We start from the raw sequence: 11,302 nt of genomic DNA, 5'->3' as shown, positions 1-11,302 counted from the left end.
CCTGCAACGGGCGCGGCATTGCCATGACGACGGCGATGGGCAAGGTGCTGGCGGACTGGGCCGCCGGAACCGAGGCGCGTGATTTGCCGCTGCCATTTGCGCCGCCGGCGCCGATCCCGTTCCATGCCTTGCTGCGGCATGCGCCCAACATGCTGCTTGGCTGGAGCATGCTGCGCGATCGGCTGGACGAGACGAGCTAGACAGTCACTTCACTTTGCCAAGGTTGTCGACAGAACCGCGGCCGCCACGGCGACATCCTCTTCTATGAAAATCCGCACAGTGGGACCACTGCGCTGCTCCAGCGCGGCGACGATCCTGCGATGTGCGTCGTTCGACTGCGGGATGTAGCGATCGGCCTGCATCAGCAGCTTGAGATAGGGCCCGACCCGACCCCAGAGATCGCGGATCATGTTGAGCAGGATCGGCGCGCCGGCGTGCTGATAGATGGCGAAGTGGAAGGCCTCGTTCAGCGTCAGATAGGCCCGGGTGTCGCAGGCCTCGATGGCACGCTGCATGCCGGCGAGGGTCGCCTGTATGTTAGCCAACCCGCTTTCGCTCATCCTGGTCGCCGCCATCTCGCCCGCCAGTCCCTCGACGGCGATGCGGATGCGCGTCAGTTCCTCGAAGGCAGGCGCGGACAGCAACGGCACGATGACCGAGCGGTTGTTCTGCATTTCGAGCAGCCGTTCGGCGACCAGCCGCTGCAGCGCCTCGCGGATCGGCGTCGTCGAGATGCCGAACGTCTCGGCGAGCTTGCGGATGACCAGCGTCTGGCCCGGGCTGAAGCCGCCTGAAATCAACTCCTGCTTGAGCGCGCCATAGGCGCGGTCATTCAGGGTTTGATGTTCGAGCTTCAGCATGCGCGGCCCGCTCCGATCACCAGTTCGACAGCGCGCGATCGAGCGTCTCGGCCAGTTGCTCGGCATTGTCCCTGGCAAACGGCAGTGGCGGCCTGATCTTCAGCACATTGCCGCGCGGACCGCAGGACGAGATCAGAACGCCGTCCTCGCGCATGGCATCGACGACCGCCGATGTCTTGGTAGCGGCCAGAGCCTCGTCGCCGTCCGCCGTCAGCTCGACACCGAAATAAAGGCCGTTGTGCCTGATATCGGCGACCGCGCCATGCCGGCTCTGCAGGGCGCGCAGCAGTTCACTCGTATAGGCGCCGACGTTGCGGGCATTCTCGATCAGTCCTTCGCCTTCGATCACCTCCAGAACGGCGATGCCGACGGCGGCCGCGACCGGATTGCCGCCGAATGTGTTGAAGTAGCCGGTGTTCGAACCGAAGGATGCGACAAGCTGCGGCCGCACCAGCACCGCGCCCATCGGATGCCCGTCGCCGATCGGTTTGCCCATCGTGACGATATCAGGCTCGATGCCATAATTGGCGAAGCCCCACATGCCCTGGCCAAGTCTTCCGAAGCCGGATTGAACCTCATCGGCGATGACAATGCCGCCGACCTTTCTGACGTGATCCGCCGCCTCGCGCATCACCTTCGCATCGGGAAAGAAAATACCGTCGCTGGAAAAGGCCGAGTCGAGAAGCAGCGCTGCCGGCCGGATATTTTTTGCGCGCATGTCCGCGATGGCGGCGGCAACATTTTTTGCGAAATCATGCGCGGCACGGCCATGGTCGCGGAACGTGTCCGGCGCTGCCACGGTGCGATGCTGCGCGGGGACGCCCTTTGCTCCGACCGCCGCCGGTGACAGTTGCGCCGTCGCGATCGTGGCGCCGTGATAGGCGAAATCGGTGATGATTACCCCGGTGCCGCCGCTGGAATGCTGGGCGATGCGGATGGCGAGATCGTTGGCCTCGCTGCCGGTGCAGGTGAACATGGCATGGCCGAGATGGGCCGGAACGGTGCCTAGGAGTTTCTCCGCGTAGTCGAGGATGATCTCGCTGAGGTAGCGCGTATGCGTGTTGAGCGTCGCGGCCTGCCCCGACAGCGCCTCGACCACGCGCGGATGGCAGTGGCCGACCGAGGCGACGTTGTTGTAGGCGTCGAGGAACTTGCGGCCCTGGGCATCGTAGAGCCACACACCGCTGCCGCGCACCAGATGGATCGGGTTGCGGTAGAAGGCGCGGTAGGTCGGCCCGAGCAGCCTGGCGCGGCGTTCAAGCAACGCGCGCTCCGATGCCGCATCGGCATTTGCAGGGTACGGCGAGGACTGGGACACGAGCATCTACTCCGGATTGGAATGGTCGAGAAAATAGCGGCGGGCATCCGCGGACGACAGCCCGTCCAGCCGTTCGAGCGAAGCCCACACCTCGGTGATGAGGCGCAGCACATAGTCGCGCTTGGCCGGGAACCGCTCGGCCTGCCAACTGGCGATGTTGGCGATGAGCGCGAGGCGAGCGCGGATCAGATCGAAGAGGATGCCGATCTCTTCCGCCTCAAGCGGCTGCACCGCTTGATAGCCGGCGACGAAGCGCGCGGCCGGCGCCAGTGGATGGTCTTCAGCCGGCCAACGGTAGACGGCGCCGATGGCCAGGTCGCAGATCAGCGGCGAATGGATCATGTCGCCGAAATCGAGGATGCCGCTCACGATCTCCGGCCGCGACGCGTCCATCACCACATTGTAGGAGTTCATGTCGTTGTGGACGATTTGCGCGCGCAGGCTCGGGATGACCGGCGCCGCATGCTCTTCGAAGGCGTCGATGACGCGTTCGACCATCGCCCGCCGGCCAACGTCAGTGATATGCGTCATCATCGGCCGTGTCTTGGCGACCTTGCGGATGTCCCAGAGCAGGTCGCTGCCGGCGGCCGGATGGAAGAAGCCGCGCAGCGCCCGGCCAAGGCGAGCGAGGAAGATGCCGAGATTGCGATCCTGCGCCGCTGATGGGGGCGAGCGCGACAGCAACTGGCCAGGCAGATAGCTGACCAGCCGGATGATGCGCGGCGCCGATCCGCCGACGCTGATCGCGAACTGCGCTTCGCCTTCAAGGCTCTTGCGCACCGAAGGAACCGGCAAGGTCGGGTCGACCGCGAGGATGTGGTCGAGCGCCTTGTTCTGGAAGTCGGTGAAGGCTACCTCTTCCGCCGGATGGGAGATCTTCAGAACAAAGTCGGCCTGACCATGGGTCTGGATATGGAAATTGTGGTCGCGTTCGCCAGGCAGCGGACGCGCGCTGCCGGTGAGCCCGTAGTGCCGGCGCAGGATGGTAAGCGCGTCGGCAGTCGAGACATCGGGCGCATCCTCGGCGAGCGTTTCGCCGAACGCATCGGGGACGACCGCACTCATGGCTTGGCCTCGACAGGCTCGAGGCCGCACCAGTCGGCGATGAACAGAGCGATCGTCTGGGTGACCTTGCGCACCGAGTCGAGATCGACGGCCTCGTCATAGCCATGCGGCATGCGGCAGATCGGGCCGTAGACGATCGCCGGCGTGTCGGCATAGAGGCCGAAGAAGCGCGCATCCGTCGTCGCCGACGTGACGTGTTCCGTCAGCGGCTCGCCCCAGACGGCGGTGTGGCTGCGGCGCAGCACCGCTTCCATCTCGTCGGCGCCCTCCAGCACATAGCCCTCGGCCATGAAGCCATTGTAGGTGAGGCTCGGCGGGCGGTTGGCCAGGAACGGGTCGGCGCGCGCCGCATCGGCGATGCAGGCTTCAAGCTCGGCCTTGGCGTCTTCGAGCCTCTGGCCGGGATAAGTGGCGACGCGCATCTCGAAGACACAGCGCGCCGGAACGCTCGATGTCCACTCGCCGCCTTCGATCTTGCCGAGGTTGAAGCGGATCGGGTGCGGGTGATCGTGGAAATGCTTGTCGTCGACCTTGCGCGCGTTCCAGACGATTTCGAGCTGCTTCAGTGCCTGGATGATGACGAAGGCCTTTTCGATGGCATTGGCGCCGGCCGAGAATGCACCCGACGCATGCTGCGGATCGCCGTCGACCTCGACCCGGAACCAGATCGGCCCGACCTGTGCCCGCATCAATCTCGGCTCCAGCGGTTCGGGAATGAAGGCGGCGTCGGCGCGGTAACCGCGCTGCAGGCAGGCGAGCGCGCCGTTGCCGGTGCACTCTTCCTCGACCACCGACTGCAGGTAAACGTTCGCGGCCGGCTGATAGCCAAGGCTGCGCAATGCGGCCAGCGCATAGAGGCAGGCGGACAGGCCGGCCTTCATGTCGCCAGCGCCGCGGCCATGCATCCAGCCATCCTCGATCGCCGGATCGTAGGGGTCGCGCACCCAGCGGTCGAGCGGTCCTGTCGGCACGACATCGATATGGCCGTTGAGGATCAAAGAGCGGCCGGTCGCGTTACGCGGCGTATGCGTGGCAACGACATTGAAGGCGTCGTCATAGGAGACCGCCACGGGTGAAAAACCGGGCAGGTCGCGAATCGCATCGACATCGACGCGCCACATGTCGACCGCATAGCCATCCGCTTCGTATGCGGCGGCCATGAACGACTGCGCGGCATGTTCTTCGCCGCGTTGGGAGGGAAAGCGCACGAGGTCTTGCAGAAACGCGACTTGTCGCGCGAAGCCGTCATCGACCGCGCTGAGAATGGCCCCGTCCGCAATCCGCTCAGGCATCATATTCCGCTTTCATCTGGATGATGTATCATATCTCATATGCCATTTCTGTGAAATGCAAGAGGCATACGGGCCGAAACGTCAGGCCAGAGCTTGCCGTTCGATACCGCCACGCTGCTGGGGAGTTGGCATCGGATGCAGCAAGCCGATACTGCTGTCTGGAAGACATGACGAGGAATGCGTTGATCAGCGAAGACACGATGCCGGCCGAAATCACCGATCTCGCCATTGGCTACCGGCGCCTGCCGGCGGGCAAGCTCGCCAATGCCGTGACGTGGATGGAGGCGCGCTCGCCGCAGCCCGATCTCGCGCACCCCCTGGCGATGACCCGGATCACCATGCCCGACTGCGCGTCCTATCGGGCGGTCTTCCTCGAGATCGGCGCGCCCTGGCTGTGGGATCGGGTTTCCGAAATGTCCGATGCCGAGATCGCGGCGCACTTCGCCGATCCGCGCCAGCATCTCTATTACGGCTACGATGAAAGCGGCACGCATCTGGGTATAGTCGAATTCTTCGTCGCCGACAGCAGCGAGATCGAGATCACCTATTTCGGCCTGTTCCCCTCCCTGACCGGCAGAGGTTTCGGCAAGCGGCTGATGGCCGGCGCACTGGATCTCGCATGGCGCCTCAACCCTAACCGTATCTGGCTGCACACAAGCAGCTTCGATCATCACAGCGTCATCGGTTTCTACAGTGCCTGCGGATTTGTGCCCTTCGCGACAGGATTTGAAATCGTCGACGATCCCCGGATCAAAGGTACTTTGCCGCGCGATGCCGCGCCGCAGATTCCGCTGATCGAAGCGGAGTGGAGCGACTGCAGCAATGGCAAGGGAGCCTCGTCCTCCCCGGAGAGCCGGCAGGTTGCGCGGCCTAGATGAGAACAGCTCCGCAATCTGTCAGCCAAGCGTCGCCGCACCATCGCCGATGGGTGCGCCGCGAGACCATTCTGTCGACGCTGGAGCGCCATATCGACACGCGCATTGTGCTGTTCGCCGCGCCCGCCGGCTTCGGCAAATCGACGACGATGGCGCAATGGGCCACGGAAGTCACGCGCCACGGCCGGCTGACAGCATGGCTGTCCTGCGAGGCAACCGACAATGACGAGGGCGCCTTCCTGTCGCATCTGGTGGGCGCGCTGCGCCAACTGATGCAAAGCCCGGCGGAACTCGACCTTGCCTTCCAGTCGAGCCCGATCCCGCAGCTCGACGTCGTGCTCGCAGCACTTGTAGCGGGTCTTGCGGCGCGCGAGGCTGACATCACCTTGTTCTTCGACGACTACCACGCCATCGAAGCGCAGGCGGTGAAGCGGTTCATGGAGCGCCTGACGCGACAGGCGCCGGCCAACGTCGCCTTCGTCATCGGCTCGCGCAGCCTGCCCGACCTGCAGCTCGGCAAGCTCAGGGTGCTTGGCGACGTCTTCGAAATCGGCCCCGACGATCTGCGTTTCGCTTCGTCCGAGGCCGAAGCCTTCTTCAACGAGAAACTGGGCCTGAGCGTCAGCAGCGGCACGGTGGAGACCTTGTGCTCGCGCACCGAAGGATGGGCCGCCGGCCTGCAACTGGCCTCGCTCTCGCTGAGTGCCGCGCATGCACCAGAAACCGTCATCGGCAATTTCACTGGCGCCAACCGCAACGTCGCCGACTTCCTGATGGGGGAAGTGTTCCTGGAACTGCCGCCGGCGATCGCGAAATTCCTGCTCTACAGTTCGATCTTCGAACGCTTCAGCGCCGAAGCCTGCCGGGCGGTGATGCGCGCGGCGGATGCAGAGGCGGCGATCACAGAAATCGAAACGCGCAACCTGTTCCTCGTCCCCCTCGACGAAGAGCGGCGCTGGTTTCGCTACCATCATCTGTTCCGCGATTTCCTCAGCCGCGAAATGGAACGGCGCGAACCGGAGATGATCGCGCCGCTGCATCTGGCGGCCGCCGAATGGTTCGGCGAGCGCAAGATGCTGACAGAGGCGATCGGGCACGCGCTGGCCGCCGGCGACCAGGCCCGCGCGGCGGTGTTCGTCGAGAACAACGCGCTCGACCTCATCGCCCAATGCCAGCTTCTTTACGTGCGCCAGTTACTGGCACTTCTGCCGAGGAAGCTGATCGACCAGCGCATCCGGCTGCAGCTCGTGGTGCTGTGGCTGGCGGTGCACAGCAGCCAGCCCGAGATTGCTCAACAGACGCTGAGCAATGCGCGCAAGCTGGTCGAGACCGGACCGACTGACAGCAATGACCCAGGCACCATGACCGGAACCACGATCGAGGCCGAGCTCGTGGTTCTCGCCGCTGCCGTCCACAGCACGCTGGAGCAGTTCGATCAGGCGCGCGACACAGCCCTTGCGGCGCTGCGCGTCATCGCGCCCGATGCCTGGTTCATGGAGGGCGCGACCGCCAATGTCATTGGCTACAATCTTTATGCGCTGGGCGACCTCGAAGGTGCGCGCGCCGCGATCGATGCGGCGCGACGGGCGCATGAGCGAAGCGGCAGCCTGCTCGGCGTCACCATCGCCAATTGCTACATGGCCGTCGTCGAGCGTTCGGCGGGCCGCCTGCCCGCCGCCGAGCGGCTGCTGCGCAACGCCATCATCGAGGCCAGGGCGCGGATCGGCGCAAATTCCTATGCCGAGGCCCTGGCCGGAACGCTGCTTGCCGAACTCGCCTACGAGACCAATGCGTCGGGCGAGGCGCTGACCCTGGTCGAGAATCTCGGACCGCAGATCGAGGGCGCGGCGGTCATCGTCTATCCCTTGGCCAGCGTGCCGACCTATGCCCGCGTGCTGCAGCTGACCGGCCGCACCGAAGCGGCACTGGACATGCTGGAGCGTGTTTATCAACGCGTGCGCGGCACGGTGTATCGCCGCCTGGCATCGATGATCATGCATGACCGCATACGTGTGCTGCTCGACCAGAACCGTATTGCCGAGGCCCGGGCGCTGCTGAGCGAACACCGCGGCGAAGAGACCGAGGCGTCGATGGTCATCACCACCGCCAACGAGTTCGAGTTCTTTGCCGAGGGCCGCCTGCTGACGGCCGAGAAATCCTATGCCGATGCCGCGCGGGTTTTCGATGCGCTTCTGGAGCGCACCAGAACCAGCGGGCGCATGCGCCGCCATATATTGGCGCTGATCCTGCGCGCCAAGGCGGCCAGCGCCGCCCATGACCAACGCGAGGCCGACCGCCATCTGCTCGATGCGTTGCGCCTCGCACAACCCTCCGGCTTCATCCGTTCCTTCGTCGACGAGGGAAGGCCGGTCGTCGAAGGGTTGATGCGGCTGCGTGCGGCTCAGGCAAAGACCGATCCCGCGCTGTCAGCCTATGCGACGCGCATCATCGACGCCGCGCAGACGATGCCCGTGGCGACGCGCAAGCTGGCCGCACCAGCCGCTGAGAAGGAACAGCTCACCCAGCGCGAGGCCGAGCTGCTGCGCTATCTCGCCGAGGGCATGTCCAATCGCGATATCGCCTTTGCGCTGTCGGTGAGCGAAACCACGGTGAAATGGCATCTAAAGAACATTTTCGGCAAGCTGGCGGTGACCAACCGGGTCCAGGCGGTGCGCGCCGCGCAAGGGTCCGCAGGCACCCATACCCCTCCGAAAGGAGGGGCATAGATAACAGGCGCCACCCCTCTTTCGGGTCGGGCCACATGATCGTTAGCCTGCTAGCGTCACCCGGTTTTCAGAGGACGCTACGGATGGCGACAGGCTACGTTTTTCACGAACAGCTGATGTGGCATGACACCGGCTCCAGCGCCGACATGATGCCTCCCGGCCGTTTCGTGGAACCTGGCCGGCATCTGGAATCCCCCGGCTCGAAGCGCCGGCTCAACAACCTCATCCAGGTCAGCGGCCTGTCGCGCCACCTGGTGCCGATCATCCCCGAGCCGGTCTCGGTCGAGGACCTGCTGCGCGTGCACACGCAACGCCATGTCGACGATATCCGTATGCTCAGTGAGCGCGGCTCCGGTTTCGCCGGGCCGCAGGCGCCGATCGGTCTCAACAGTTTCGACATCGCGCTGCTGTCGGCCGGCACCACCTATGCCGCCATGCGCGCCGTGCTGACCGGCCGCGTCGACAACGCCTATGCGCTGGCGCGACCGCCGGGACACCATGCCGAACCCGACCAGGCGATGGGCAACTGCCTGTTCTCCAACATCGGCGTCTCCGTGCGCCGGCTGCAGCATGAAGGCCTGCTTGGGCGGGCCGCCGTAGTCGACTGGGATGTGCATCACGGCAATGGCACCGAGACGGTGTTTTATTCCGACCCGTCGGTGCTGACCATTTCCGTGCATCAGGACAATCTCTATCCGACCGGGCGCGGCGCGCTGGCCGACAACGGCAAAGGCGACGGCGAAGGCTACAACATCAACATCCCGCTGCCGGCCGGCAGCGGTACCGGCGCCTATGAAGCAACCTTCGACCGCGTCGTCGCCCCGGCGCTGCGCGCCTACAGACCGAACCTCGTCATCGTCGCCTCTGGCTTCGACGCGTCAGGCTTCGATCCGCTCGGCCGCATGATGCTCAACAGCGAATGCTTCCGGCGGCTCGCCGCGCGGATGGTGGCGCTGGCTGCCGAGACCTCGCAAGGGCGTCTGATCATGACCCATGAAGGCGGCTATTCGGAAGGCTATGTGCCGTTCTGCGGCCATGCCGTCATCGAGACGCTGGCCAATCACCGCACCGAAGTGGTCGACCCGCTGTCGGACCATATCGACGAATGGGCCGGGCAGGATCTGCAGCCGCACCAGGCAGCGGTGATCGATGCCGCCGAAGCCCTGCTCGCCGGCCTGCGCCAACGCCTCGCCAGCGCAGCCTGACGCGATGGATTTTCTCATCACCACGCTTCTCAATGCGCTGACACTGATCAGCATCCTGATGCTGGTCGGGCTCGGGCTGGCGATCAGCTTCGGGCTGATGAACGTGACCAACCTGGCGCATGGCGAGTTCGTCACCGTCGGCGCCTTCGCGGTCTATTTCGTGCAGAGCATGGGCGGCTCGTTCTGGCTGGGATTGCCCGCAGCGCCCATCGCCGGCGCGGTGGTCGGCTGCATCCTCGAGTTCGCCATCATCCGCCATCTCTACTCAAGGCCGGTCTCGACCGTGCTCGCCACCTGGGGCGTCAGCCTGATCCTGCAGCAAGGGCTGGAACTGACCTTCGGTCTCGGCGCCAAGCCGGTGACGCCACCGATCGAGGGCACGCTCGACCTCATCTTCACCGTCTATCCGGCCTACCGGCTGATCCTGATCGGCATCGCCATGTTGACCCTGCTCGGCGTCATCCTTCTGATCAGCCGTACGTCCTTCGGTCTCGACATCCGCACCGTTATCCAGAACCGCGAGATGGCCGAGGGCGTCGGCATCAACACAAGGCGCACCTACGCTATTGCCTTCACCTTCGGTGCGGCCATCGCCGGCCTCGCTGGCGGGCTGGTCGCACCGCTGGCGATCGTCCTGCCGCAGATGGGGGTGAACTACCTCGCCAACGCCTTCTTTGTCGTCATCGTCGGTGGCGTCGGCTCGATCGGCGGCCTTGTCGCCGGCAGCGTCTTCGTCGGCGGGCTGACCAGCATCCTCAACTACCAGATCTCGCCATCGCTGGCGCAGGCGATCGTGCTGCTTGCGGCCATCGTCGCTGTCCGTCTGCGGCCCAACGGCTTGTTCAACGGAGCATCGCGATGATCGCCCGCGACCGCAACTGGCTGCTGATCTTCGCCGTCTGCGTGGCGCTCGCGGGCGTCTATCCCCTCTTCGCCGACGGCTACCAGCTGACGGTGATCCGCGACGCGCTGATCTTCGGCCTGTTCGCGGCGAGCCTCGACTTCTTCTGGGGCCGCACCGGCATCCTGTGTTTCGGCCACGCCGCCTTTTTCGGCATTGGCGGCTACATCATGGCGCTGGTCACGCTCAACGACGCCATCCCCTTCGGAAGCCTGCTTGGTATCATCGGGGCGGTGGCGGGTGCAGCCTTCGTCGCCGCCATCATCGGCTACTTCCTGTTCTTCGGCGGCATTCGTGGCAGCTATTTCACAATCGTCACGCTGGCCATGGGCGTCATCTGCCAGCAGGCCGCGGTGTCGTGGAGCTCGGTCACCGGCGGCGACAGCGGCCTGATCGGCATCCCGCCGATCGAATTCGATGTTGGCGGCACGCATGTCGATCTTAGCCAGGACCTGCCCTCCTACATCTTCGTGGCGGCGATCGTCTCGGTGGTCGTGCTGGCGCTGTGGTCTATCAGCCGTGGCCGCTGGGGCACGGTGCTCACCGCCATCCAGGACAATGAAATCCGCGCCGCAGCCCTTGGCCACAACGCGCCACTTCGGCTGCTCGTCACCTTCACCCTGTCCGCCGCCATCGCCGGGCTTGCCGGCGCGCTTTATGTCTGCATGGCCGGGCTGGTGGCGCCCGACCTTTCCGGGCTGCTTCTGTCGACGGAAGTCATCGTCTGGGTGGCTGTCGGCGGGCGCGGCACGCTGCTTGGTCCGGTGCTCGGCGCGATCTTCATCCAGCGCGCGCAGCAGACGATCAGCAGCTTCAACCCGAGCCTGTGGCCGCTGCTGCTCGGCTGCGTCTTCGTCATCATCGTCTTCGTCCTGCCGGACGGCATCCTGTCGATCTACGCGCGGCTGAAGAGCCTGTTCAAGAGCCGGAGGCGCGCGCAATGAGCGACGTCCTGCTCCAGGCCAAGAATGTCGGCATCCGCTTTGGCGGACTTCAGGCGCTGGAGGCGCTCGATCTCACCGTGCACGACAAGGAGCTTTGCTGCATCATCGGGCCGAAC

General features: G+C 65.0%; 9 protein-coding genes and 1 pseudogene. 6 read left to right on the top strand and 4 right to left on the bottom strand.

The annotated features are described in order from the left end of the window. Window positions 1–200, top strand: a pseudogene (locus EN935_RS09070) (FAD-binding oxidoreductase); the annotation flags it as partial. A gap of 9 nt (window positions 201–209) precedes the next feature. On the opposite strand, the gene EN935_RS09065 reads toward EN935_RS09070, so the two are convergent. From EN935_RS09065 to EN935_RS09050, 4 genes are read right to left on the bottom strand one after another with little or no spacing between them, the layout of a single operon-like run. Continuing rightward, window positions 210–860, bottom strand: a complete 651-nt coding sequence (locus EN935_RS09065; RefSeq protein ID WP_127265492.1) for a GntR family transcriptional regulator — start codon at window positions 858–860, stop codon at window positions 210–212. A 16-nt stretch (window positions 861–876) separates the two neighbouring features. Further along, the gene (locus EN935_RS09060; RefSeq protein ID WP_164757875.1) at window positions 877–2,184 is read right to left on the bottom strand and encodes an aspartate aminotransferase family protein; all 1,308 of its coding nucleotides are present in this window, start codon (window positions 2,182–2,184) and stop codon (window positions 877–879) included. Further along, a complete protein-coding gene (locus EN935_RS09055) occupies window positions 2,185–3,243 on the bottom strand; it encodes a phosphotransferase (protein WP_127265494.1) in 1,059 nt (352 codons plus the stop codon). After that, on the bottom strand, window positions 3,240–4,535 hold the full coding sequence (locus tag EN935_RS09050; RefSeq protein ID WP_164757876.1) for an ArgE/DapE family deacylase: 1,296 nt from the start codon (window positions 4,533–4,535) through the stop codon (window positions 3,240–3,242). Before EN935_RS09050 ends, EN935_RS09055 begins: the two co-directional genes overlap by 4 nt. 182 nt (window positions 4,536–4,717) lie before the next feature. Here EN935_RS09050 and EN935_RS09045 point away from each other — a divergent pair, with 182 nt between their 5' ends. From EN935_RS09045 to EN935_RS09025, 5 genes are all read left to right on the top strand, one after another. Next, window positions 4,718–5,413 carry a GNAT family N-acetyltransferase gene (locus EN935_RS09045; protein WP_245488896.1) on the top strand — a complete coding sequence of 232 codons (696 nt, stop codon included), beginning with the start codon at window positions 4,718–4,720 and terminating at the stop codon, window positions 5,411–5,413. After that, complete coding sequence (locus EN935_RS09040) at window positions 5,410–8,136, top strand: LuxR C-terminal-related transcriptional regulator (protein WP_127373280.1); 2,727 nt, start codon at window positions 5,410–5,412, stop codon at window positions 8,134–8,136. The genes EN935_RS09045 and EN935_RS09040 overlap by 4 nt, the downstream gene beginning before the upstream one ends. 83 nt (window positions 8,137–8,219) lie before the next feature. Continuing rightward, a complete protein-coding gene (locus EN935_RS09035; RefSeq protein WP_109661755.1) occupies window positions 8,220–9,341 on the top strand; it encodes a class II histone deacetylase in 1,122 nt (373 codons plus the stop codon). Beyond that, window positions 9,286–10,203, top strand: coding sequence for an urea ABC transporter permease subunit UrtB (urtB, locus tag EN935_RS09030; RefSeq protein ID WP_245488895.1), 918 nt, complete (start codon window positions 9,286–9,288; stop codon window positions 10,201–10,203). Before EN935_RS09035 ends, urtB begins: the two co-directional genes overlap by 56 nt. Beyond that, complete coding sequence (locus EN935_RS09025) at window positions 10,200–11,186, top strand: branched-chain amino acid ABC transporter permease (RefSeq protein ID WP_127265031.1); 987 nt, start codon at window positions 10,200–10,202, stop codon at window positions 11,184–11,186. The genes urtB and EN935_RS09025 overlap by 4 nt, the downstream gene beginning before the upstream one ends. Window positions 11,187–11,302: the final 116 nt, after the last annotated feature.

The sequence above is a fragment of the Mesorhizobium sp. M7D.F.Ca.US.004.03.1.1 genome, from assembly GCF_003998635.1.
Taxonomy (GTDB): Bacteria; Pseudomonadota; Alphaproteobacteria; order Rhizobiales; family Rhizobiaceae; genus Mesorhizobium; species Mesorhizobium loti.
This window is presented reverse-complemented; position numbering and strand designations above follow the sequence as displayed.